This is a genomic window from Mangrovibacterium lignilyticum (assembly GCF_010882175.1).
Classification (GTDB): Bacteria; Bacteroidota; Bacteroidia; order Bacteroidales; family Prolixibacteraceae; genus Mangrovibacterium; species Mangrovibacterium lignilyticum.
Genome location: NZ_WKLH01000002.1, coordinates 1,220,981 through 1,246,560 on the forward strand (window position 1 = coordinate 1,220,981; position 25,580 = coordinate 1,246,560).

A 25,580-nucleotide genomic window follows, 5' to 3' on the forward strand; every position below is an offset into this window, starting at 1 on the left:
AAACCTTGACCGCTATTGTCCTAATGCGGTCAAGGTTCAGATGGGCTAAACCGTTGCTCTCGTCCGCCAACTGCATTCTAAGTGCGATACTGGCAGGCCCGGCTCTACATTGGATTGTATGGCCGTCTGTCGCCGGCTTATAATTTTTCCAGCTCCACGGTTTGTCCTGCCTCTGTTACAACATCATATTCGTAAACCGGTTTCAGCTCGGGTTTAGCGATTGCTTTTTCAGAATGATTCAACGGTTGCTTGATTTGCGCCACCGAATAAAACGGGTTGGAATTTGCGCATGAAGCTTCTGTCAATCCTTTTCCCTTTAACGGAACGTACGAACGAATCCGGCAATTTCCGCCCATCCTGGATTGAATTGAGGCTGAAGCCAGTTCTCCATTTTTCCATTCAATGGCCACTTCAAAGCCGCCCCTCGCTTTCAACCCGCTTACCTGACCATTTTTCCAAACCGAAGGCAGCGCCGGAAGCAGCTGGATGGCTCCGTCCTGGCTTTGCAGCAACATCTCGGCAATACCCGAAGTGCATCCAAAGTTTCCGTCAATCTGGAATGGCGGGTGGGCATCGAACAAATTAGGAAAAGTGCCGCCTTTTTGCGAACCATCGGGCTGAATGGATGGGCTCAGTTGGTCAGTAATCAACTTGTAGGCGTGATCGCCGTCCAACAGGCGGGCCCATAGGTTTACTTTCCAGCCCATCGACCAGCCGGTTGATTCGTCACCACGAGCTATGAGCGAGGTTTTTGCGGCCGAGAACAATTCGGGATTGCGATAGGGGGAAATTTGGTTCGAAGGAAACATGCCCCACAGATGCGACACGTGCCGGTGCTTATCGTCGGGATTATCCCAGTCGTACAGCCATTCCTGCAACTGCCCCCATTGGCCAATTTGCATGGGTGGCAACTGACTCAGAGCAGCTTTCACCTGATTCGCAAATTCGGGGTCCGTATCCAGAATCCGAGCTGCTTTTACTGCTGTACTGAATAAATCGAAAACCAGCTGGTTATCCATGGTCGTTCCGGCTGCAATATTCGAAGGATGCCCGGCCGGCGTATTTTCAGGAGAAACCGAGGGGCTAACCACTAACCAATGATGATCGGGTTCTTCAACCAGAAAATCAAGGAAAAACTGAGCCGCACCTTTCATTGCCGGGTAAACAGATTCCAGGTAGTCCTTATTTCCATTAAACGCATATTTATCAAATAAATGCTGCGAAAACCAGGCACCTGCCATTGCCCACATTCCCCATTGTGAGCCATCTATCGGACCATTTATGCGCCAAATATCAGTATTGTGGTGCAGTACCCAGCCGCGCGCTCCATACATATCCTGCGCGGTTTTTTGCCCGGTTACCGAAAGCTCTTTTATCATTTGCACCAGCGGCTCGTTCATCTCTGTAAGATTCGTCAGCTCCGACGGCCAGTAGTTCATCTCAGTATTGATGTTCACGGTGTATTTACTGTCCCATGGTGGCATCAATCCATCGGCCCAAATACCTTGTAAATTGGCAGGCTGTCCGCCTGGTCGGGATGAAGAAATGAGCAAATAACGGCCAAACTGAAAATACAATGCTACAAGCTGCGGATCGTTTCCCGAGGCAAATTCTGCCACACGAACATCAGTTGGATTTTTCACTGCATCAGTTAAGTCTAAATCGAGGCTTACACGCTTAAAGTATTTCTGATAATCGGCAATATGGTCGTTCAAAACCTGTTTATAATCCTTTTTAAGCGCTTTTTGCAAATACGCTGCTGCTTTGGCATCGGCATTGCCGCTAATATCGTTGTAATTATTAAAGTTAGTAGCAATTGAGATGTAGATAGTTGCAGTTGTCGCATTGTTCACGCTCAATTCGGAAACTGAAGATGCAGAAACAGTTCCGCCTTCTGTCAGAATTCTTACTTTCACAACAAATTGAACGGCGCCTTTTACGCCTTCATGGTCACTCGTCATTCCCGACATTTCCAACTCGTTGTTGTTAGTAGTTTTTAGGGTAACTTCTGAGGGCCGGTCCATGGTTGCAGAAAAATTCAGGGCGCCCGCTTTATCCGCAGAAACTCGGGTGACCATTATCTGGTCGGGAAACGAAGAAAACATTTTGGTTTTATATTTCACCCCGCCCGATTCATAGCGCGACGAAACTACCGCCTTTTCAATATCCAGTTCGCGATAGTAATTGGTGAAATCTTTGTGTTCAGGGAAACTAAGCTTAAGATTACCTGCAGTTTGGTAAGGCATTCCGTGCGATTTTTCACTAATAAAATCACGATTAACAAGATCTTGCGCTTCCTTATACTTGCCGTCAAAAATTAATCTTCTGACTTCATCCAGCGATGCTTTTGCATTGGGATTATCATTGCGGTTGGGCTGTCCGGCCCAAATCGTGCTCTCGTTTAACTGAATGATTTCGTTTTGCGGATTGCCAAAAACCATCGCTCCCAACCGGCCATTTCCCACAGGAAGTGCTTCCACCCATTTCTCGGCTGGTTTGTTGTACCATAGTTTTAAGTTCTCGTCGTTTTGTGCCTCCGCCCAAAACGAATATGATAAAAAACACAAAACAATCAACAGGCGAAATTTTAGCTTATTTAAATTCATCGTTACTACTTTAATTTCAATTTGCCTTCAATAATTGGAAAATCACTACGCGATTCTCACCAATCCTGTTAGTAAACAGAAGAACAAAAAGAGTTTCTTTTGTTTAAAAACCAGGTCGCAGAGATAAGCGAAACATCGTTTCACGTATTATTTGAAAAGCAATTGTGCATATTGATACAAATCCCTGCGCCAGGTTTGCCATTCGTGGGCAGTTCCGGGCGATTCGTAATACACATAATCAATGCCTTGTTTTTCGAGCATGTTGCGGAAAGCACCAACCGAGCCGGGAAAAGGTTTGGGTTCTTTGGTTCCCAACCCCAGCCAGAAAACTTTTATCTGGTCATTTACAGACTTTCCGTTTTTAAAGGCTCCGTTTAAGAACGTTTCCACATTAATTTCGTCGGAACTGGGGTAGTTTGAAGTACCGCTAAAACCGCCGTAATAAGCAAACTTATCAAGGTTGTTCATACAAATCCGCATGGTTTGGTTGGCGCCCATCGACAAACCGGCAATAGCCCGGTGTTCGCGATCAGCAATTGTTCGGAAACGTTTATCGATCATCGGAATGATTTCGTTCATCATAACTTCTTCAAAAACCATTGCCGGACGACCGCCCCCTGAACTTTGTAGTTTATAAGCATAGCCGTTGTCCATAACAATAATCATGGACACCGCCTTATTCGCGGCAATCAGATTATCCAAAATACGGTTGGCATGTCCTTGTCCGGACCAGCCGGTTTCGTCTTCAAAACTTCCGTGTTGCAGGTAAAGCACCGGATAACGCTTTTCTGGATTAGCGTTGTACTCGGCAGGCGTATAAACAAAACAACGACGAAATGATTGTGTAATTTCGGAGAAGTAATTTTGCTCGCTAACCAAACCATGCGGCACATCTTTCAATGCATAAATATCCATGTCGTCGGCAGGAATTTCAATACCACTTCCCCAACGGCCGGCGCCATAAAAATATTTGGTTCCGGGATCGGGAACTGATGCGCCATCCACATTTAACTGGTAGTAGTGAAAACCAAAATCCTGCGGTTCCGATTCGCCGGTCCACACGCCGTTTTCGTCTTTTACCATTTCATATTTTACACCGCCAATATCGAGCCTCACATTGTTCGCTTCGGGAGCCGATATCTGCGCGCGAACCCGGCCCTCAGAATTTACCTGAGGAAATTGTTTGCCGGGCTGGTTTACCGATGACGGCTTAAAATCTTCTACCAAATCCTGAGCAGTACAAATTCCGCTGATGAATAAAGCTGTAATTACCAAGAATATATTCTTCATAACTTATTCTTTAAACAGTAGCGGAGCCAATTGATACAAACTTCTACGCCAGGTTTGAAACTCGTGTGCGGTGCCTTCCGAAACATACGAAACCGCGTTGTATCCGGCATCTTTTAAAGCCACTACGGCATTTTTCACTCCATCCGGACGTTCTTTGCTTCCGCAGCTGATAAATACCAGTTTCAAGTTCGAATGATCCATAAGATCTTCAGGGGCATAAACGCCACCGCTTAATAAAGCATAATGGGAGAAAACATCCGGCCGGTTCAGAGTAACCATCCGGGTTTCCATACCACCCATTGAAAGCCCGGCCATAGCGCGGTTCGGTTGGTCGGCCAAGGTTTGGAAATTGGCATCGATGTATGGGATCAATTCATCAACTAAAACAGTTTGGAACGGAGTAATATCGAAATTACGCAGGCCTCCAAATTTTATTTCATTCGTCATCCCGTAAGTCATTACAATAATGAAAGGTTCGATTTTTCCTTCAGCAATCAGGTTATCCATTATCAGGTTGGCATGTCCCTGGTTGCTCCAGGCCGTTTCGTCCTCGCCCCAGCCATGTTGCAAATACAGCACAGGGTAGCGTTTGGCTTTATCCTGCCCGTAACCCGGAGGGGTGTAAACAAAGGCACGGCGCGAAGTCCCGGTACTTTTAGAGGGGAACAACACCTGCTGGACATTGCCGTGCGGAACGTCTTTCAGTGCATAAAAGTCCTGATCGTGCGCCGGAATTTCAATGCCGCTCTCCCAACGTACCGAACCGTAATAATTCAACGCTCCCGGATCATTAAAAACACCGCCATCGATGGTCACATGGTAATAATGAAAGCCTTCGTCCATCGGGCCTGAAGTTGTACCCATCCACACACCATCCTCGTTTTTTGCAAGCGGAGTACCGCCTTTTGTTCCTCCTAAACCAAGGCTCACCACAACACTTTGTGCTTCGGGGGCTTCAATACGAAAACGCGCATACCCCTGTGAGTTTACCATGGGATATTCTTTCCCTGGTTGGTTTAAAACTGAAGGTTTAAAATCTTCTTTAACCGGTTCTCCGGACTGGGAAAAACACAGTGAACCCGATAAAATAAGGACTAAGATTAAGCTTATCGAAAATAGTTTCATTTGTATTCTGTTTTTAGTTTTTGAAAATAAGCGGGGCAAACTCGTGCAAACCACGCCGCCAGCTTTGCCACTCGTGAGCCGTTAAGGGTGAAACATAGAAATGGGTGTTCATCCCTGCCTCTTTCAACGCTTCGGTATTTGCTTTCGGGTCACCACCAAAACCAGTCCGCCCGTTTTCAATCTCGCGGCTTCCGTAGCTAACAAAAACCAGTTTGATATTTTTACTGAAGTCCGGAGAGTCTTTCAGATCGTCGGTCGTAATACTTCCACCACTAAACATACCGACGTACGAAAATTTTTCAGGGTGAGCCAGGGTAATTACCCGTGTTTGCATACCGCCCATTGAAAGACCAGCCATAGCACGGTGTTCAGGGTCGGCTATTGTTAGATAATTGGCGTCAACCATCGGAATAATATCATTGAGCAAGGTATTCATAAAGCCATCCGCCCAACCTTTCGGCGGCCAGTTTCCGGCTGCAGGGCGCTCCCCTCTCGGCATGGTCCAGGCACCGTTGTCCATTACAATTATAAAAGGAACTGCTTTCCCTTCGGCAATCAGATTGTCCATAATCAGGTTGGCATGTCCTTGATTTGACCATCCTGTTTCGTTTTCGCCGCCGCCATGTTGCAGGTAAAGTACCGGGTAACGTTTTGAGGCATCCTTACCGTAACCGGGAGGTGTGTAGATGAAACAGCGACGCATGCCATTCGTGGTTTTCGAAAAATAGATCTGCTCGCGAACTTGGCCGTGCGGGACATCCTTCACAGCATAAAAGTCTTGATCTCCTGCAGGAATTTCAATACCACTTCCCCAACGACCGGCACCGTAAAAGTAAAGGCTTCCGGGATCGGGCACCGAAGCGCCGTCAATATTCAACTGGTAATAATGGAAACCTTCGTCCTGCTGAGCCGATTCGCCTGTCCAGAGGCCATTGTCGTCTTTCTTCAAGTCGTACTTCACCCCGCCAATATCGAGCTGGACATATTTGGCATCAGGAGCTTCAACCTGGACGCGAACCCGACCTTCCGAATTCACCTGAGGGTATTCTCTACCGGCTTGGTTGACCGACGAAGGCTTAAAATCTTCGACAACTTCAGTCGGAGATTGTGCATGCGTATTTCCTGCAATAAATACAGATACGAACAATGCGGTTAATAAACGGATTTTCATAAGATGTTCTTTTGTTTTTGTTTGTTCTATTTCGGGAATGAATAGTTTACAGAATCATTGAATTAGTAACCCCAGCCAACACCTGAAAGCACACTGACTTCAGTCTCTCGGGGAGCTGTTGTCTTATTTATTCAGTTTCAATTTTATCTGGGTGAATGAGTGAGCCGGAAATGAATAGCTAACTCCATCTTTTCTTGTATTTACACTCTTTGTCACTGGAACATATTTCACCTGATTATCAAAGGTGAATGGTTCGTTCAGGTCAGCACCGGCGATTAAAGTCGCTTCCGCCACACCTGACAGTTCGCCTGTTGTTGGAATAATATCCGCCGCAATCGCCTCATTCTTGTTGCGATTGACGACATTGATGTAAACGATTTTATCGTCAGGAGAATAGACCGTTGTGACATCGAGGTACGGAATGCCTTTGTACTTTTCGCCGTCAAAGGTGTTGCATTGCACCCAGGTATCGACCGAATTTCCGAGGCAGTTATTGGAATAAGCTTTGAAAATATAGAACAACGGGCTTTTAAAAGTCCCTTTCTCCCGGTCGTTGTTGAGCAGTGAGGTCAACATGGTAAAATTGGCCATTTTAACCACATCGGCGTGGCGAATAAACGAATTGAAACACTGGGCAATTGGCAGTACCGACAGCAAGTTGCGCGACATGATACCCCACTCGTCCACCGAAAGATAAATGGGATTGGTATAGCCTTTTATGGCTTTAGCCGTCACAATTTCGCTGGCTGCCACATTGATTTTTTCTTCAAAATCCATGGCACTCTCGCCCATGTACGAATAGTAATCATCCGACTTCTCCCAGTAGCGGTGAATGGAAAGGTAATGAATCATATCGCCCATGCCGAGCAATACTTTGCGGTTCCAGTCAACCCACTGCCCGGTACTTTCATAATACGACGAGCCCGAAGCTACCAGGTCTATCGAACTGTCAACCGACTTTAAAGCTTTAGCTGCTTCGCGGCCAATTTTTACGTAATCGTCGGCTGTTTTATGTCCCAACTCCCATGGAGCTCCGTCAACTTCGTTTCCCAAATCCCATATTTTTACGCCGTAAGGTTCGGGGTGTCCGTTTTTTGCCCGCAGGTCGGAGTAATAAGTCCCTTTGGGATAATTGCAATACTCCAGCCAGTAACAGGCATCCAAAATATTGCCAAGCCCTAAATTAACACAGACCACGTTTTCGCTGCCAATCGCTTTGTTCAGGGCAAACCATTCATCAGTGCCAACATGGTTGTTATCAACTCCGCCCCAAGCCAGGTTGATTCGCGCCGGACGCTGCTCTTTGGGGCCAATACCATCCTGCCAGCTGTAGCCCATCAAAAAGTTACCGCCGGGCCAGCGCATATTGGTAACTTTCAATTCCTTCATGGCATCAATGTAATCCTTCCTGAAGCCATTATTATCAGCCAGCGGCGACGAAGGGTCGTACAAAGTCCCATATAGCGTATTAAACTCAACCGTATCGGGCAGTCCCATGCGGGCACCGTTAAAGTGAATCGGTTCCATGAAGACACCATATATTTTCGGGTCGATTTTACTCACTGTCCGGTCAACATCAAAACGGATTGTTGCTTTTTGCGCATTCAGCATGACCGGCAACGCAAAAGCCAGTGAGAGTAAGATTTTTTTCATAACTGTTTTTGTTTGGTTTATTCTATGGCTTAAATTGAATCCAATCTATTTCAACCGGATTTTCACCAACAAGGCATATCACCAGGTTGTGAACCCCGGCAAGCGCAGGAAGACCCGAAACATCAATCAGTTGCCACCCGGATTTAGCGGGGATTTGCTGACGGACCAGCTCCTTTCCATTAAGATTATCCAGGCAGATTTTCAACATGGTTTTGTTTTGACTTTGCACCCTTAGTTGAAGGGCTTTTAACTTTCCGTCACCAAAATCAACCGCATTGTACTGTACCCAGTCCCCCTCGTTCGGAAGAACCGTCTTCCACCCGGCAAAGGTGTTGGCTGTGTCCAGAAAAGCGATGGACACGTCTTCGCTTTTCGCACTGTAACGGTCGGGCTGTATCTGGGATGAGGCGGATGTCAATCCTACTCCGCGCCTGGACGGGATTACTTTACAAATTGAGCCATCAGGATTGAAGGACAAGCTATCCATACAAACCGAACGGTTTTTATCGAATTTCGGCGAATATTCATTCTGATGGTAAAACAAGTACCATTGTTCCTGAAAGTTAATTACAGATTGGTGAACCGTCCAGCAATTCATCGGCAATTCGTCCATAATAACTCCTTTCATAGTAAACGGCCCCATCGGATTGTCGGCCGTTGCATATTCAAGCCGCTCAATGGTGTTTTCAACGTGCGGGAAGGTGAGGTAATAAATTCCGTTACGCTCAAACAGGTAAGGCCCTTCCTTTAATCCTTTTTCCGGCAGATTGGCAATTGCCATTGGTTCAGAATCCAGCTCCAGCATATTTTCCTTCAGCTTGGCCACAAAAATTCGGCCCATCGACCAGTACAAATACGCTTGCCCATCCTTGTCGATAAATACGTTGGGGTCGATACCATGTACCCCTTCAATCGGCGTGGATTGCGGCAGGTAAGGCCCTTCAGGTTTATCGGCAACAGCTACGCCAATTCCAAAACCTTTGCGTCCGTTAGCATCAACAACTTTGGTGTTTGCGGGAAAATAGAAGTAGTACTTTCCGTTGCGTTCAATGCAATCGGGCGCCCACATGCTGTACGAGGTCGAATCGACCCAAGGCACATTTTCCTGGCTGACAATCACTCCGTGGTCAGTCCAATCGGTCAGGTTTTCCGACGAAAACACGTGATAGTCCTCCATACAAAACCAATCCTTTCGACCTGGTTTTTCAGACGGTGTCGGAATATCGTGCGACGGAAAAACATACACCTTCCCATTGAAGACACGAGCAGAAGGGTCGGCCGAAAATTGGTTACGAATAATCGGGTTTTGCGCTGACACATTACCAATCGCCAAGCCTGAAAATACGACCATCGCCGCCAGTTTCGCTCTGAGTTCACCTTTTGTTTTCATTGTTATCATGCTCTTATTTTACTATATAAAAATCATTATACTACTCCGAAACCAGATGTTGCACGGCGTTTGACAGGAAAATATATTCGGCAGAACCGCCTATGGTGACTTCATTTTCGCCCCACAGAAATGGCCAGTCGTCTTTATTTTCGAGGAAGTCGGGTTTCAGTAACAACAACCCGGGAACAATACCCCCTGCAATGGTGGTAAAATCGGCCCGGTTATTCCCGTAGGCCACTTTTTTTGAACGTGTTCCAACAGCATTCACAAACGAAATATTGGAATACGGGTGGCAACCAAAAATGAAATTCAAGCCATTAAATACTTCATCCTTGCTGATAATATCCGGAAAAGCCTCGTGCGCATAATAACTTGTAATAGCTACATTCACAATCATTCCGCTACCGCCCCAACCGCTGCGCGATATGGGCAGACCGTACGGGTTGCTTTTCTCCATTTCGACTATCGATTCATTGTATTTCACGATGTAGCCTTTCAATTTTTCTTTGTAGGCGTCACCCAAATAAGGAATGGCTTTAAGGGCAGGAACCAGGCTACGGCCTGCAAAAAACATTTGCCCAAAATCGCGGTTGCCGGCAGGTTGCTCAAGGGCATCCCATATTTTCGCTTCAAACCGATCCAGGTGTTTCTTTTCTTTTGTTGTAATGTACAGTTGAAGTACCGTATTCAAATCGGCGCCGCGAGCCATCATCCGCATCCACGGTTCATCGCTACTATCTGCGGCATTTTTCAATGCTTCGTCAGCCTCCTCAAGCAAGCGCGTAGCGCTGGCAAGGCTCCTTGCAGCGAGATCGTCATTGTAACCTTTCAGCGCGCGGGCTGCTGCTGCCAGGCTTGCCGCAGTCTGGTATTCCAGGAATGAGCTCCGGTTGGTAAAAGCCCAACGGTCGTCCAAAGTGCCACTCGACACGCCATCGGTTTCGTAAGGTTTCAGATTTGGGTTGTAGGGCAAATTGTCCGTCTCAGTAGAAGCGTCGCCCAAATGATGGTATTGGTGCAGATTGGGCACGATGATACCCCGTACCGGATGGCCAATATTTTCGCATTGTGCCACCAGGTTTAAAGTACCGTGCTCAATTTGTTGCAAAATATCGGGCTTGCCGTCGGGACGATGAATATCCACATAACGGGTCTTTTGATCAATATAAGTTTCGTCGCGGTCAACTTTAAACTCTTCCCACAGGTCCACAAAGTTTGAAATGACACTGTTATGTGAGCCCGTTTGGATATCGAAATCACCGGCATCGAACCAGCCGCCAACGGCCATTCCCGGAATACGTTCCAACGGCTTGTATTTTGTTTCGGTTGTCGGCCCCTGCCTGTATCCGTCAAAATGTTCGTGATTTACCGGAGCCTGAAGGCAATCGTCCTTATAAGGTTCGCCGTGCCAGGTTCGGTAGGCTTCGTTCACCTGCATGTGGTCCATCTGTACCGGGAACCAAACATCGAGTGTCGGGTGCCAGACGTCCTGATAAATGCCGGGATCAATCGGGAAAGTATTGGTTTGCTGATCGCCGTACCGGATGCAGTAAATTCCGGGATCTTTCACTTCGCTGAAATCAAATTTCGCATAATTGTAGCGCAGGTATTGTCCCCAGAGAGTCACTTTTCCATCAAGCACCTTTTGGTATTTGCCATCTTCAGTCACCCTGTAAATTGAAGCTGATTCCAAGGCGCTATCATTTGTATCCAGTTCAATAACTGCTACTTTTTGCTGTTCCGGCACATAACCTACCTGCGAAAATCCGACAACGGGCTTGCGAACCCACCCGGCTATCGCATTAGGCTCAAGGTACCAGCTCAACACCTTGCCTGTTTTGTTTGCAGGAAGCAAACTACGGACAATAAACCATCCGTTTTGCGCCAGGTTGCGCCCGTCGAAAAGGCTGATTGGCGTATCGGATTGAATTTTCACATAATTGGCCGGATCTTCCGGTGCCAGCACAACGGTTTTCCCGGAAGTCAAGGGAAACGGTACAATAAATTCGTCCCTTCCACGATCTTCGAAGGTGGTGTGTCCGGCAAACTGGGGAATTTTTTCCGACTTAGGTTCTATCTTGGTTTGGCCTGCCGGATAACGAGGGAAAATACCGGGGTTACCGTCTACAAAATAGTTCTTCTCAAAATAGGAAGCCGGTAAAAACTCCAGATTGAAACCGGCGGCACCTTCCAACTTTTCAGGAAGCGGCTTATCTAAAAAGACAGCAATCTCAACTCCCCGATCTTTAGCCGTGACTCTAATTTTTGAATTGAAATCAAACTCTTCATACCTCAATTCCACATTGATAATATTATTTTCCCGATCAACAGTTCGGCTCACTAGTTCCGGTACCAAGTCCCATTGTTCGGGAGTATTTTGAAGCCTAACAGCTCCTCCGGTTGCTGTTCTAACGCCATGATGAATCAATTCAATTCCGGCAGTTTTTTCGTCGAAAAACATACCGTTGTAGTTGTTGCTGAACACAAGGACATTAATCCCCTGTTTTTCAAAATATCCCTGATCATTTATTTTTAGAGGTTGGCTAAAAAGCCTCGTTGAACAGGAAAAAAATAATATCGCTAAAAATGCGATCATTTCTAACTTTCTGTCCATAAGTTTATTTTTTGGTTTGGTTAGATTTTCTGTTACATTGATTTAAAGAGCTGAGAGTTTCCCCCAGGATCACCTACTTTTTCCCAAATATTTTGGAATTCTTTCATCCACCGTATCCTCGTTCACTCACAACAAAGCACTATTCCACCCGGAACCAGTCGAAATCGACGTAGCCGCCCAATTCTTTGGTTGCATAGTTGAACAGGCAAAATTTGTTGCCGGTAAACATTTTCAGGCTGAAGGCCATGGTCAGTTCATTGCCTAATTGGTCGAACGACTGGTTGTCGTAACTGTATTCGAAGGTTGCTAGCTTGGTTTTGTTTGAAGCTATTGTTCGCAAATAAACGGTCGACGCCTCGTTCAGCGGAACGGAAGCAATCGTTTCGCCTTTATTCACCATGACGAGCTGTTTCTCACCTGCCACTTGTTTCACGGCAATAAAGGCATAAGCTTCCTGGAAAATACCAAGACCTGCCACATCGCCTTCTTTCATATTTGCCACTTCAATTTTAGTCGTTGCGACGGAAGGAATGGATTGATCGTAATGCGTGAACGGACGTTGAGTTAAGTTGTTGCGGGCTTCCAGCAAGCCGGTAACAACTTTCGCCGTTTTCAACCGAAGAACTCCCGGATGCTCAGTCAAAGACCATTGGGTTGAATCCGGATTATGGTTCCAGCCCCATTGCATGCCGAGCGTGTTCTCATCAAACTCATCCGAGCGTGGAAAATCCTTCACGGGATATTCATTACCAACCTTCGGTTTACGGTAAGTAACAACAGCCTTTCCGTCAAGCCCAACCATCGGCCAGCCGTCAACCCAGCTCACCGGCTGCAGGTTTGGCATGCGCCCAAACGGGCCGTTATCAACAAAAAGCATGGTCCACCACTCGCCGCTTTGCGTTTCGATGAGCGCTCCCTGATGAACGCCAAAGTTCACGCCTGGTGTTCGTTCTTCCAACACCACTTTTTGCTCGTAGGGGCCATAAATATTTTTCGACCGCAGGGCCACCTGAATCCCGTCAACGCCGCCGTAGGTTCCGTACAGATAATAAAAATCGTTGATTTTGTAAACGTGCATGCCTTCGAGCCCACCCCGAATATCGCCGGTAAAGACGAGCGAATCCGGGCCAATGGCTGTAAACTCGTGATTCAATTCCGTTATGCGGATCGTTCCGTAGCCATGTGCCACATAAACGCGGTCATCATCATCAAAAAACAAGCCTGGATCATAAAAGCCTTTAGGCAGCATCTTAATCTCCCAAGGCCCTTCCGCCTTGTCGGCCGAGCAAATAAAGCCACCTTCGTCAAGCGTGATGAAAAGCAGGTAAAATTTACCATTGTTGTACTTGATACTAGTTGCCCATTGCCCGTGTCCATAACGGTTACAACCATCAAGATTATAACAAGGGCTGAAGTCGAACCGGGGCACTGCATTTGAACAGTATTCCCAATTCACCAGGTCTTTTGACTGCAGCACGGTTACTCCGGGAAACACCCACATGGTGGTGCTGACCATGTAGTAGGTATCATCAACCCGAATGACATCGGGATCGGGAAAATCGGCCGGAATTACCGGATTGGTGTAGGTACCGTCGCCATTGTCGCTATGCAGTTTTTGAGCGACTAATAACTGAGAGCCGATGAGAAATAGGAATAAGAATAGTCCGAATCGTAAGCTTAGGAATTTCATTTTATTTGGTTTAATGTAGGATTTAGAGAGTTGAGCCAAATGTTCCTTAAAATTACCTTCTGCCTCTCATTTCGAATTTCAAATGCAGCCAAAGAATTTCTGATCTTAGATAATTTCGGCGGGATTGACTTGTTGTCGAGTCCGTAAACAAACACAGATACCGAAAAGGGCTTAGCTCTCAGTGAAATTCCTGCAAACCGGAATAAGGTCTGCAGGAATTTAAGGTGATTCTAATTAACAGATAACAATCACCTGTCTTTAATCGATGTTTGTATTTGCAGTTGTCTCTTCATTTGGATAAACCAAATAAGCTTTACTCGGATCTGATACGATATAATCAATCGGATCTGGATTGAGCGTGGAGAATTTGTTGTTTTTCCGCCATCTTGCCAGTTCCAGTTCTCTCAGCTTTTCATCCGAAAACTCGACATAGGATTCGTGCATTATAGCCCGCATTACCTGATCGTAACTATCGCAAGGATAGTTTGCAGTAGGGTAAGCTGGCATATCGACACTCGCTCTGGCTCGGATTTCATTCAAATAGTCTATCGCTTTGGCTTGGGTCCCAATTTCGTTTTCGCACTCTGCGAGTTTAATCAAAACCTCCGCATAGCGCATATTCCTGTAATTAATGTTGGAGGTGTAATAGCCACCTGGGTCCAACTTGTACATGGGGGAATATTTTTTCCAACTAGCCTTTACAGTTGTACCATTAAACTGAGATGAGTTGCCGTTTTGCATTTCATCGGTAAGTACAATTGGACTTTCAGCGGGTCCGAAAGTATCACCCGAAAAATAAACCGTTTCGTGCAAACGTGGATCTTCCTTTGCATCTCCTTTATAAGGCCGTTCAAAATCATCCATCAACTTATCGGAGGGAATACAATTTCGCCAAGCTACCGGGCTATAATCCTGGAACATAACATTTGATCGGGCATTGGATGAATTTCCATCCTCACTCCAGGTAAAGCCAGTTCCGGCAAAGCCGATTTCGAAAATAGATTCGTCATTATATTCTGTTTCTTCCATGAAGTTATCAGAATAGTTAGCTACCAGGCTATATGGACCATTCTGATAAATATCCTCCAACACATCGCGGGCATCAGAATATTTCCCTTGGTGCATATAGACACGAGCCAGCAATAACTTCGCAGCTCCTTTGCTCGCACGTCCAGCATCACTTCCGGTATAATTCCAAGCCAAATCACTTTGAATAGTTGTCAAATCTGTCTCCAACAACTGATATACCACTGACTCTTCAGAAAGAGGTTGTGCATCGCCCGGAGACTGAGCAATTTCAGTGTAAACCGGAATCTTCCCCCAATTCACCACCAAATAGAAGTAGGCCCAGGACCGAAGAAATTTCGCTTCCGCAATCCGTTGCTTTTGTACCGCGGCATCTATTTCTTCAATTTGAGGTCCAAACTGAATGACTGCATTTGCCCGGTGGATGATTCGGTAGAGTCCTCTCCAAACCACACTAATCGTGTAGTTTCCATTGTCATAAGTTCCCTCCAGTAACTGACGGTTATGCGTCTCCAATTGACCTCCGCCCGGAACATGCTCATCGGCTCGTCCGTCGCAGAAATACTGCATCATCCTTCCCCAAAGCGCTGCTCCATAAAACTCAGAATAGATTCCGTTCGTTGCAGCCGTGAGCTGGTCGGCATCTTTGTAATACTGATCCACTGTAAATTGATTTGGATTTGTCTGATCCAAAATGCTTTCATCGCAGGACACTGCTAAAAATAAGGTCAACAAGAAAGCTGTTTTATATGCTATTTTAATTTTCATACTTTTTGAATTTAAGGGTTTAACCGACATTAAAATGACACGTTAATTCCAAATATGAATGTTCTTGGCTGCGGATAAAATCCAAAATCTACACCTTGAAGCAAGGTTGCATTCGTTCCAGAATAAGTTGACGATGCTCCAATCTCAGGGTCGTAACCATTGTACTTTGTAAAAGTGAGTAGATTCTGAGCTGTGAAGTAGAGACGAAGTGACGAAACTGCCCCTTTCGATATCGAGGACATCATGTTCGGAGAGAATGTGTAACCAAGCGTCAGATTCTTCACTCGCAAATAAGATCCGTCTTCCACGAAACGATCCGAAGTTCGAGCATTGTGGTTAGGGTCACCATTAACGGCTCTCGGTATATCCGTATTGGTATTTTCAGGAGTCCAAGCATTTAGCACCGCTTTATCCATGTTGAATAGGCGCATCATGCCTTGCGTCAATACTTTTGTTCCGTTGTAAATTTCATTGCCTTGTACTCCCTGCAACGCAACTGAAATATCAAATCCTTTGTAAGAAGCTAAAATATTGACACCGTATGAAAAATCAGGCAAGTAACTCCCGATATACGTTCGGTCATCATCTGTAATTTTACCATCAGGTTTCCCGGTGAGCTCTCCGTTGGCATCGCGTCCGTTAATATCTTTAAACTTGATATCCCCCGGAGCTGTGCTCTCAGACTGATAAAATCCGCCGGAATCTGCATTTAACGCGTCGATTTCAGGTTGAGATTGGAAAATATCATCAACCACCCAACCGTAAAAACCTTGTATCGGGTAACCTTCTTGCGTCCTGGTAATCGTATAACCACCATAGTCTGAAGTTACACCTCCCATATCGATATTAGGTTGTCCAGTACTCAGTTTCAAAACTTTATTATCAACAAAGCTGATATTTCCGTCTACTGATAAATTGAGTTCTCCGAAGCTTTTATGATATCCTGCATTGAATTCATATCCCCAGTTTTTCATAGAACCAATGTTTGTCGCAGGATTAACGGCATACCCCATTGAAGTCGGCAACGGGTTATTTACGATCAGGTTGTCTGTTTTACGCTCAAAATACTCAGCAGAAAAAGATACCGATCCCTCGAGCAGTTCCAGATCAAAACCAAAGTTTGTCATTTTGGTGATCTCCCATTCCAAGTCCTTGTTGGGCAATTTATCGAAATAGGCACCAGGATTATTCTCGTAGTTGTTGTTGAATACTGCGGTTGTATTGGAAGAAATGGAAGACTGCCATGGATAGGCTCCCACTGCGTTAAAACCTAAGGTTCCGTAACTCGCTTTTAGTTTAAGGTTAGAAATGACATTTACGTTGTCCATAAAACCTTCTTCACTTATAACCCAACCAACAGAGACTCCCGGAAAATAACCCCATTTCTTGCCAGGAGCAAATACTGACGACCCGTCACGACGGATTGAAAAATTAAATAAATACTTGTTGGCAAACGAATAGTTCAATCGGCCGGCGTAAGAAATCAATGCTGTTTCCTCTTTGTAACCATCTACTGTTTGGGCAGTAGAACCGGTTAACTCAGTAAGATCGTTCGTCGCCTGTTTGCCGTAGCCGTTAAGAACAGTTCTCTTGGTTTTCTGCTGTTCAGAAACAAGAACTGCATTGATCAAATGATTACCAAAAGCGTGATTGAAGGTTAGCTGATTCGTAAAAATCGGCGAGAAGTAGGTGAAGCGGTTATCTGTTAACTCATTATCAACCCGCTGATTATATCCCTCGTTGTAAATTGGTAATTTGATGACATTTCGGTCTGAAGTATATTCCATACCAACACTGGAACGAAATTTCAACCAGTCTGTCAGTCTTACCTCCGCAAACACGTTACCCAGCAAATTCACAACATCTGTTTTATCCGATTCAAAAGTCGCAATTCGCAAAGGATTAGCTGCATCACTTCCGTCAACAGTTTCAGGTCCGCCAAAGCCGCCTGTTTTCGTTGGATCATATGCGGGGATATAAGGCACCTGATTGACCATATGCTTTACTATTGTACGCCCACCATCGGTTCTTTGATTGCTTCTTTCACTGTAAGTTGCCTTCACATTCTCTCCCACAGTTATGCGGTCACTAACCTTGCTTTCTGTATTAACTCTGAAGCTGTGTCGGTTATAGTCAGTACCAAGCATAATCCCTTTCTGCGAAAATCTTCCGTATGACGTATACAAACGAATTTTATCATTACCACCTGATATATTGACATTTAGTTGAGAGATCGGAGCTGTGCGAAACATTTCATCCTGCCAGTCGGTTTCTGTTTGGGCAAATGTTTGTGTAGTCCCTTCATATATCGGTTCATTCATCTGGGAGAAACGAGGAGGAGCTGCATCGCCGGCATTAGTTAAGAGTTCTGTTCCAAATTGAAGATATTCATCCCGATTTAAAAGGTCCAGCATATTCCAGGCTTTCTGAATCCCAGTAGAAGCATCCACTGAAACAGTCATTTTATTGTTACGAGCTCCTTGTTTGGTCGTGATAATAATGACTCCATTCGCAGCTCTTGAGCCGTAAATTGCAGCAGACGCCGCATCCTTCAGAACTGTGACAGACTCCATATCTTTAATATCAAAGTTGTTCAAATTACCTACGGGTAAGCCATCAACAACATATAGCGGATCGGCATTAAAGTTAACAGAGCCAATTCCCCTTATACGAACTGTCGGAGAAACTCCAGGACCTCCGTTATTCACAACAGACACACCAGCAACCTCTCCCTGCAAAGCTGATTCAATGGTACTTACCTGCTTTTTTTCGAGTATTTCGTTAGACACTTTTGCAATAGAGCCGGTTAGATTCTGCCGACTTTGTGTTCCGTATCCAATTGCAACAACTTCATCCAAGCCGATTGCTTCTTCTGCCATTACAACGTTGATAACAGTGCGTCCCTGAACACTTACATCCTGAGGTTTCATTCCAACAAAGGAAAAATGAAGTATACCATTACCGTCTACTTGCGGAATATTATAATTTCCTTCCGCATCTGTAATTGTACCATTAGTACTACCTTTTACTACAACAGTTACCCCTGGCAGCGGTACACCGTCATCCCCTGTAACTTTCCCGGACACGCCAATTGTTTGAGAAGCGTTTTGCGGGATCGAAGTGGAAGACAGAGCAATAGTCCGATCATTGATTTTATAAATCACGTCGGTCTGACTAAACAGCTGATCCAACACAGCAACAATCGACTGATCTTCAGCAGAGATATTTGTCTTTCGTTCTACATCAACCACCGAGGCATCGTAAATAAAATAATATTGCGACTGCTCTTCAATTTGTTGAAGTACCGTTTTGGTCGTGACATTTCGCAAGTTTAAACTAAACCGCACAGCTTGAGAATGGGCTTTTTCCGCAAAAGCGGAAACCATCCCCACAATTAACAAGAAACACATGATTCTCATAATTCTGAATAGTTTTGATTTCCAAAGCGAACACGCTAAAGAAATCATTCGACAATTCGTTTTTTTCATAAATTTGTCATGATTTGGATTTATAATTCAAGTTTAGTTACCGGCTGTTTTGGACGACTACCGGCAGCGACACAATGGAAAGGAGATGTTGACGCATCTCCTTTTTTATTTTCTGTTTGTTAGGTCATAAGCTGTTATTTTATTTTGAGTTTGATTTACGACTATTTCGACTGAAGAATAATTGTAGAAGTGTTTGAAACAGAGTCTTTCTGTATTGAATAATTAATTTGGCAAGAAAACCGGATGTACTCCATAATTTCCTTTAAGCCTTCAGTCCTGAAATTACCGGTTAGTACAGATCGGTAAACCCCCGGATCTTTAACAACAAAGGCTACGTCGAACCTACGTTCCAATCTTTTAATAACATTGGACATTGGAGCATCCTTAAAGAGAAGTTCTCCTTCCTTCCACGACATATATGTATTAGGCTGAACGTCTTCAATTGCAAGTCTATGGTTCAAGATATCGTATTTGGCCATTTGACCGGGCTTAAGCATGTCAAGTACGCTCCGGTCTTCGCTTCTCAACAGCTCAACCTTCCCCGACTCAAGAACAACCTGAATGTCATCTTCTTCCGGATATGCGCAGACATCAAATTTGGTTCCCAATACCTTTACATCTATCTGTCCGGTTGATACTACAAGAGGCAAGTCTTCATTGCGTTTCACGGCAAGGTAGGCTTGACCATAGATTGTCAAACGCCTGTTATCGAGAGCAAAATGATTGTCGTATTTCAACGTTGTACCCGAGTTCAACCACACAACGGTACTATCCGGGAGTATAACTTTCGAGATTTCTCCTTTCGGAGCAATAACTGAATTCACGACTAACGTTTCATCCCAGGACTTACTATATCGTCCCCAATAGAACATGACAACAGATAACCCGATGAGTAAAGCAATTGAAGCTGCATACTTTAAACGGACTAAACTTATCAGTCGGGGTGCTCTGTTTCTTGACAACTGAACTCTTACCTGTTTATAGGAGGTTTCAACCTTAGCGTCCGACATCTGCCGCTCAGAGGCAATTAACGCCCAAGTCGTTTTTAATCGGGAATATAATTTCTTTTTATCCGGCTCTCTTTCAATTTCCGCGATCAGCTTCTCTTTTTCGGGCGAATCCAGATTCGTGGTAATTAAATCAATCAGGTCCTCAAGCTTATTCATGCATTTCGTTTAACATTAGAATGCACGAAAGCCGCTCCTCCCCCCCCCTCTCTCTCTATTTTTTTTACAACGTAAATAAATAACCGATAAGCGGCAAATAATCTTTCAATGCCTTTCGAAAAACCTTAAGCCCTTTTGTGACATGCTTTTCGACTACTTTTACCGATATATTCAGCTCATCGGCAATTTCCTTGTTCTTTTTAGCATTAATCCGAAGCAGAAATACATTTTTGCATTGTGCCGGCAGCTGGTCTAAGGTTTCTTCAATAATTCGTTCAATCTCCCGAAAAGCATAGACAGAGGTGTCAACTGTAGATAAAATACTGGCATTCAATTCCAGTTCCATGCTATCTGCCGAACCTTCTACAAATAATTTTTTCCTGTACTTTTCGCTACGTAAACGATACAAACAATTATTTCGGGCAACTGTAAACAAGTAGGCTGAGAAATTGGTGTCATCATCCAAGTCATAACGTTTATTCCATAAGGTTAAAAATGTATCCTGAATCACATTTTCAACAAGATCATCGTACGGAATAAATTCGAAAATAAAATAATAAAGACGTGAATAATACCTTTTGAAAATGATTTTATAAGCATTTTCATCATTATTTTTAAGACCATCCAACAGATCAGATTCACGCTCTAACATTTCACTTCTTTTTTTCAAACATACGTACAAGAACTAGTTACAGTAATAAGTTCTCCCCAATGACGCTGGATTCCCTCATCGGTTAGATTAAGTCAGTTTACAATGATCGTCCCGCCATTACAAGGAATTCTTAATTCTACTTCCTTATTTTTATTCAATTTGACGACAGAAACATCACCTTGCAGGTTCATATCATCAGCGTATAAAGTCAACGCCTCTTCTGGCTCCAGCATCGGAAGCTTTACCTTTAGTCTCAGTGTTTCTGCCTGAGCGTTAACGCCCGCAATGTACCATTTGTTACCATGCCGACGCGCCAGCACCACATATTTACCGGGATAACCGTCAATATACTTCACTTCATCCCAGGTCGTAGGAACTTGTTTCATAAAATCGATCGCCCAGGCCGGAGCATCAGTCAAATTGTTTGGCGCCAATGCAAAATGTTGCACCGCACTCTGAAATAACACAGCCGTTGCCAGCGCATACACATCAGACGTTACCCGGTGACTTCCTTTATTTGGCGTATTGTCAGCATTGTAAAACTCATTAAGGGCGCTTCCACCAAAATCCATACTACCAACAGTATTACGAATAAACGGATGAATACAGGCATTGAACGCTTCGTGGTCGCAGCTTCCCTGACCGAAGTGAAGGTTCTCACTAGCCAACACTGCTTCGCTCGACGCATAGTTCGGGTACATCCGCTCCCATCCACGGGGCAATGTGCAACCGTGGAAAATAACCATGATCCCAAAGTCGTTCGCGTCAGTCAAAATATCTTCATACAGTTTCATAGTTTCCTGCTTATCGCCGCCAAAGAAGTCGACCTTAATCCCCTTAATGCCTATACTTTTCATCCAGGCCATTTCCTGGCGACGGACGTTAGTTCTATTCATTAGTCCTCTCGGTCCCTGTGGAGCATCATTCCAGTATCCGTTGGAGTTGTACCAGAGATACAAACCGACCCCCTTGCTGTCACCGTATCGAGCCAGTTCAGCTACTTTGTTGCGGCCTATCTGTGTATCCCAAAGTGCATCAATCAAGATTGTATTCCACCCCATGGCTGCACTAAAGTCGATGTATTCTTTTTGCACAGGGAAGGTCGTGTTATTATCCATTTTGATAATCCAGCTCCACACACCTTTTGTGTATTGATATTGTTGAGATGCCATATATTTCAGATGCACAACATCGAAAGGGATCGTTGTTTCAACAATCGGAGCCAAGGTTTCGCCAAGGGTAATTGTCCGCCAAGGCGTTTCACCCGGAAGCATAATACCTGGCTCCGCTGTTCCGTTGCCGTTGTTCTCGCCTTGTTGCGGAAAGCCAATGCTATACAATCCGCCTTCATGTCCAATCAAACGGCTTGCACAATAGCGACTGTCAACACCTGTTTCTGAAATTAATACCCAACCTTTTTCATTCACTTTAAACAAACAGGGAAAGGTGTAGCCATTTCCCCAGCCGTTTTTACCCATTGCATCATCAACAGTATAGGATGTTTCGTAACTGGGCGATGTGCGTGCATACCCTCCCATTGGTGCGGCTTGCGGGCAAAGAAAAGTTGTGGTCCCTTCGGGAAATGCAAAACCTGTTGCTTCTTCATTAACAACGCATGCTAGTCTATCTTTCTGCGGATAAATCCGGTATTTAAATGCAATGTCATTGTTGCTGACCCGGAATGTAACATCAAAAGCGATGTTACCGTCTTTGTGAAATGAGAAAACAGCCTCATTAGTTCTGAAATTAACAGTGCTTGTTTTGATATTGTGTAGTTCATAGGCTCCGCTAATTTCACTACGCTTGACATCATCAAGCAAAGTCATTTGGGTTGAAAAATCGCCTACGTTGGTTTTCATTCCGAGCGGAGACGATTCTAAAAAACTTTGTCCGTTTAGTAAAACGCTATAAGCAGGCGTACCATCGTCACAGAAGACATGCACAACCAAATTACCATCAGGGCTCTTAACTTCCTGTTTTTCGGCTTTGACACCAATCGTCAGAAAAACTGTAAAAAAGAGTATTAAGCGAAGATTTTTCGTTTTCATTTTGATCGTATTTTATCATGAATTATTCAGCCCAATCGGCACCTTCCGTAGTTCTGCGCCAGCTGAAATAACTATCCAGAACTTGTAATGACTCCGAACTTGGAACCGGCCCCACATGTGGCTTCGGCCCGAGGTACATAACCTGCGGGTCTTCGGCACTGAAAGACGGCCACTCGGGGACTCCTTCACCGTTAGGATCTCCGTATTTGGCAAAGTTTGTCCAGTAGGTCCCCATGGCCTCCGAGATTTCCAAATAAGACTCAGAAGTTTGCGGGTTCGAAGCATCGAGATGCTGGCAAACGTAAACCACATCCTGCCCGTTAGGAGAACCGTGACCAAACATCGGCGAATCTTCAGGGTAATCGGGATGCTGATCGAAATAGTAATAAAAAACCTTCGACCTTCCGGTTTCTGATTGAAGACGCGCCAAGCTCCATGTCTGCCAACCGAAAGCAGCATCCCGCATCAGATCGTGCGCAGTTTTCGGCACTGAGCTTTCTCCTGCCGGATAAGCTTCATCGATTTTTGTACGAACAGGTTTGGAAACGATTTTTGCACCATCCCCCAAGTCAAGGCCATCAACAACAATACCTAAGGGTGACGTCTCCAATACTTGGATGCCGTTTGACTTAGCGTTATATGAAAGCCTTCCTTCCGGAGTAACAGAGACCCAAACTTCAATTTTTTTGTCAGGACTAGCTTTTTTTACGCCGTCGCTCGCCCAAACGGTACCCACCCCGATGCTCAACAAAAGGAATAAAACAAATACTCTAATCAATACTTTCATTATAACTGATTTATATATTTTATGCTGAGAATAGAATTTACATTTCATTCACAGGGGTAAATTTATAAAGAAGCACCCCGTGTACCGGAACTTTGAGTGTAAGCGAATCGCTTTGGGTGTCAATGCCGGCAATGTCCTTTTGCCGCCATAAATCGCGCACCGTTTGGCGACCTGAGATTCCGAGTTTTTCAAAATCTTTGTACGAAATATCCACGATATCGAGTCCAAAGTTGCAGAAGCCTACGGCATAACTTCCATCCTCCAGGTCTTTCACATAAATACGTAAATCACCGATTGTTTGAAGGCAGGTCGCTTGTTTACCCAACGGGTCCTGATTTACGGCAATTACTTCATCGTTAGCTAGCAGGTTAAGGGTGAAATCGTCCAGTTTTTCCATATCGCAGCCAATAAGCAGTGGCGCTGAAAAAAGGCTCCACAAACTCATGTGCATGTATTGCTCGTCAGGTTTCAGCATACTTGGATGCGGATTTCCCCAGCCCACAGTGCCAATCACCAGCATATCCGGATCGTTCCAGTTGCCCGGTTTCGCATACGGTGCAGCTTTATCCTGCGACAAAGCTATACCGCTCATACTCGACCAGGTGTCTGTAATATCATTGGTTGTTCGCCAGCAGTTGCCCTGAACAGAACCGCCCCACTTCCAGACATCGGACATCCCGTACTGGCACAAGCTGTAAACAATATCACGCGGCTGCTCAGCCAGGTAATCACCCATAATTTCGAATGGTTTTTTAGCGGTTTCCAAATCCTCTCCCCCTTGATAGGATAAAGAAGACACTTTATACGGATCATTATCCGGCATACCGTCAATTACGCCTCCGTAACTGCACCAATCGTACTTCAGATAGTCGAAGCCCCATTTGGCGTAGATCTCGGCATCCTGTTGTTCGTAGCCGTAGCTACCGGCACAACCACCACACGACCAAGGGCCTGGACTGGAATAAAGCCCGATTTTCAAGCCTAATCTGTGTACATAATCGGCTAGCGCTTTCATGTCGCCAAACCGGGCATTTGGTACAATATTCCCGTCTTTGTCGCGTAAATCGCCCCGCAATGACGGGTCTTTGGAGTCGCGGTTATTTTGCCAGAAGTCGTCGATATTGATATAAGTCCAGCCATGATTGACCAGTCCGCTTTTGACCATCGCGTCGGCCGCACGTTCTATTTTTTCAGCCGAAACTTCGCCGGCAAAACAGTTCCAGCTATTCCAGCCCATTGGCGGGGTCAGTGCAATCTTATTGCCACACTCAATCCGCAGTTTTTTCACATCCTTGCCCTTGGCATTCTCTGCGCCGAGTGTAACTTCAAAAGTTCCGGGCTCACACAACTTACCGGTAATAACGCCGCTTTTCGGATCAATTTCCAGTCCGGCAGGTAATCCGGTTGCTGAAAAAATCATCGGGCGGTCGCCGGTTGCCGGCACACGAAACTCAAAAGGCGAGTTCGGACGGACACCAAACACTCGGGCTCCATTGATTCTTGGTTCGGCCGGGGCAGGAGGCGTCAAAATATACGGCTCGCTTGACACAGGATTATATGTTTTAAAGGTGCTTACGCCATCTGTTTTAAACTTGGCATCTGCCCAATCGGCGTGGTCGTAGTAATTGCCATTTCCGCCGTCGGTTACCACCAGTTCCACCTTCTTTACGCCGATAAGTGGAACAGAACAGGCCCTGGCTTCATCGCCCAAACGCATTACCCCACTCGACCATAGTTTCTTACCATCGCCGTAAACCACAAATTCAGAGGCAGGTTGATGTCCGGCGACTTCATCATCCATACCAACTTTTGCGGTAAACTCAATGGCTTTTCCTTCCAATAAAATGGTCAACGAACTTTCGGCGTGTGTCCCGAAACCCCGGTCATAAGTTTTACCGGCAATCGTAAAAACCTTCCCATCAACTGTTTTATTCGAAGCGGGAACCCCGTATCCTTGGGTCGCAGAGCTCAAATCCAGCTCGTCGAGCCATACAGTTTGAGCCAGTACCGAGCTGATTGTGATTATGTAACAAGTAAAAAATAACGCTATCGCTTTATACATCTTATAGTTATTTCCCATGTGTATTTTGTTGTTTTTTATTTTAA

Annotated in this window: 15 protein-coding genes; all 15 read right to left on the minus strand. The window is 45.1% G+C overall.

Annotated features, from left to right (window positions below):
- Window positions 1-137 precede the first annotated feature (137 nt).
- The 15 genes from GJV22_RS12060 to GJV22_RS12130 all read right to left on the minus strand — a co-directional run bounded on the left by GJV22_RS12060 (window position 138) and on the right by GJV22_RS12130 (window position 25,554).
- The gene (locus GJV22_RS12060; RefSeq protein WP_163713597.1) at window positions 138-2,606 is read right to left on the minus strand and encodes a glycoside hydrolase family 95 protein; all 2,469 of its coding nucleotides are present in this window, start codon (window positions 2,604-2,606) and stop codon (window positions 138-140) included.
- Between the two features lie 147 nt (window positions 2,607-2,753).
- A complete protein-coding gene (locus GJV22_RS12065) occupies window positions 2,754-3,896 on the minus strand; it encodes an alpha/beta hydrolase-fold protein (protein ID WP_163713600.1) in 1,143 nt (380 codons plus the stop codon).
- 3 nt (window positions 3,897-3,899) lie between these two features.
- Window positions 3,900-5,021 carry an alpha/beta hydrolase-fold protein gene (locus GJV22_RS12070; RefSeq protein WP_163713603.1) on the minus strand — a complete coding sequence of 374 codons (1,122 nt, stop codon included), beginning with the start codon at window positions 5,019-5,021 and terminating at the stop codon, window positions 3,900-3,902.
- Between the two features lie 13 nt (window positions 5,022-5,034).
- Window positions 5,035-6,192 (minus strand): alpha/beta hydrolase-fold protein, encoded by a 1,158-nt coding sequence (locus tag GJV22_RS12075; RefSeq protein ID WP_163713606.1) that lies wholly within the window; start codon window positions 6,190-6,192, stop codon window positions 5,035-5,037.
- 123 nt (window positions 6,193-6,315) lie between these two features.
- Window positions 6,316-7,845: an alpha-L-arabinofuranosidase C-terminal domain-containing protein gene (locus GJV22_RS12080; protein WP_163713609.1), complete on the minus strand. Its 1,530-nt coding sequence runs from the start codon at window positions 7,843-7,845 to the stop codon at window positions 6,316-6,318.
- Between the two features lie 22 nt (window positions 7,846-7,867).
- Window positions 7,868-9,244 (minus strand): family 43 glycosylhydrolase, encoded by a 1,377-nt coding sequence (locus tag GJV22_RS12085; RefSeq protein WP_205461848.1) that lies wholly within the window; start codon window positions 9,242-9,244, stop codon window positions 7,868-7,870.
- Window positions 9,245-9,275: 31 nt separating this feature from the next.
- Complete coding sequence (locus GJV22_RS12090) at window positions 9,276-11,849, minus strand: glycoside hydrolase family 9 protein (protein ID WP_205461849.1); 2,574 nt, start codon at window positions 11,847-11,849, stop codon at window positions 9,276-9,278.
- A 139-nt stretch (window positions 11,850-11,988) separates the two neighbouring features.
- Window positions 11,989-13,539, minus strand: a complete 1,551-nt coding sequence (locus GJV22_RS12095; RefSeq protein ID WP_163713612.1) for a glycoside hydrolase family 43 protein — start codon at window positions 13,537-13,539, stop codon at window positions 11,989-11,991.
- 258 nt (window positions 13,540-13,797) lie between these two features.
- Window positions 13,798-15,333: a RagB/SusD family nutrient uptake outer membrane protein gene (locus GJV22_RS12100; RefSeq protein WP_163713615.1), complete on the minus strand. Its 1,536-nt coding sequence runs from the start codon at window positions 15,331-15,333 to the stop codon at window positions 13,798-13,800.
- 29 nt (window positions 15,334-15,362) lie between these two features.
- Window positions 15,363-18,752, minus strand: a complete 3,390-nt coding sequence (locus tag GJV22_RS12105; RefSeq protein WP_163713618.1) for a TonB-dependent receptor — start codon at window positions 18,750-18,752, stop codon at window positions 15,363-15,365.
- 230 nt (window positions 18,753-18,982) lie between these two features.
- Window positions 18,983-19,987, minus strand: a complete 1,005-nt coding sequence (locus tag GJV22_RS12110) for a FecR family protein (RefSeq protein ID WP_107823787.1) — start codon at window positions 19,985-19,987, stop codon at window positions 18,983-18,985.
- 64 nt (window positions 19,988-20,051) lie between these two features.
- Window positions 20,052-20,639 (minus strand): RNA polymerase sigma-70 factor, encoded by a 588-nt coding sequence (locus GJV22_RS12115; protein WP_163713621.1) that lies wholly within the window; start codon window positions 20,637-20,639, stop codon window positions 20,052-20,054.
- A gap of 92 nt (window positions 20,640-20,731) precedes the next feature.
- Complete coding sequence (locus tag GJV22_RS12120; protein WP_163713624.1) at window positions 20,732-22,687, minus strand: glycoside hydrolase family 97 protein; 1,956 nt, start codon at window positions 22,685-22,687, stop codon at window positions 20,732-20,734.
- Between the two features lie 22 nt (window positions 22,688-22,709).
- Window positions 22,710-23,474, minus strand: a complete 765-nt coding sequence (locus GJV22_RS12125; RefSeq protein WP_163713628.1) for a carboxylesterase family protein — start codon at window positions 23,472-23,474, stop codon at window positions 22,710-22,712.
- A 37-nt stretch (window positions 23,475-23,511) separates the two neighbouring features.
- The gene (locus GJV22_RS12130; protein WP_163713632.1) at window positions 23,512-25,554 is read right to left on the minus strand and encodes an NPCBM/NEW2 domain-containing protein; all 2,043 of its coding nucleotides are present in this window, start codon (window positions 25,552-25,554) and stop codon (window positions 23,512-23,514) included.
- Window positions 25,555-25,580 lie beyond the last annotated feature (26 nt).

What these genes read in the sequence shown, in the direction of transcription:
- GJV22_RS12085 (WP_205461848.1), bottom strand. Translation starts at nt 9,244, where the DNA reads ATGATAACAATGAAAACAAAAGGTGAACTCAGAGCGAAACTGGCGGCG.
- GJV22_RS12115 (WP_163713621.1), bottom strand. Translation starts at nt 20,639, where the DNA reads ATGTTAGAGCGTGAATCTGATCTGTTGGATGGTCTTAAAAATAATGAT.
- GJV22_RS12060 (WP_163713597.1), bottom strand. Translation starts at nt 2,606, where the DNA reads ATGAATTTAAATAAGCTAAAATTTCGCCTGTTGATTGTTTTGTGTTTT.
- GJV22_RS12080 (WP_163713609.1), bottom strand. Translation starts at nt 7,845, where the DNA reads ATGAAAAAAATCTTACTCTCACTGGCTTTTGCGTTGCCGGTCATGCTG.
- GJV22_RS12100 (WP_163713615.1), bottom strand. Translation starts at nt 15,333, where the DNA reads ATGAAAATTAAAATAGCATATAAAACAGCTTTCTTGTTGACCTTATTT.
- GJV22_RS12095 (WP_163713612.1), bottom strand. Translation starts at nt 13,539, where the DNA reads ATGAAATTCCTAAGCTTACGATTCGGACTATTCTTATTCCTATTTCTC.
- GJV22_RS12090 (WP_205461849.1), bottom strand. Translation starts at nt 11,849, where the DNA reads ATGGACAGAAAGTTAGAAATGATCGCATTTTTAGCGATATTATTTTTT.
- GJV22_RS12065 (WP_163713600.1), bottom strand. Translation starts at nt 3,896, where the DNA reads ATGAAGAATATATTCTTGGTAATTACAGCTTTATTCATCAGCGGAATT.
- GJV22_RS12120 (WP_163713624.1), bottom strand. Translation starts at nt 22,687, where the DNA reads ATGAAAACGAAAAATCTTCGCTTAATACTCTTTTTTACAGTTTTTCTG.
- GJV22_RS12110 (WP_107823787.1), bottom strand. Translation starts at nt 19,987, where the DNA reads ATGAATAAGCTTGAGGACCTGATTGATTTAATTACCACGAATCTGGAT.
- GJV22_RS12125 (WP_163713628.1), bottom strand. Translation starts at nt 23,474, where the DNA reads ATGAAAGTATTGATTAGAGTATTTGTTTTATTCCTTTTGTTGAGCATC.
- GJV22_RS12105 (WP_163713618.1), bottom strand. Translation starts at nt 18,752, where the DNA reads ATGAGAATCATGTGTTTCTTGTTAATTGTGGGGATGGTTTCCGCTTTT.
- GJV22_RS12075 (WP_163713606.1), bottom strand. Translation starts at nt 6,192, where the DNA reads ATGAAAATCCGTTTATTAACCGCATTGTTCGTATCTGTATTTATTGCA.
- GJV22_RS12130 (WP_163713632.1), bottom strand. Translation starts at nt 25,554, where the DNA reads ATGGGAAATAACTATAAGATGTATAAAGCGATAGCGTTATTTTTTACT.
- GJV22_RS12070 (WP_163713603.1), bottom strand. Translation starts at nt 5,021, where the DNA reads ATGAAACTATTTTCGATAAGCTTAATCTTAGTCCTTATTTTATCGGGT.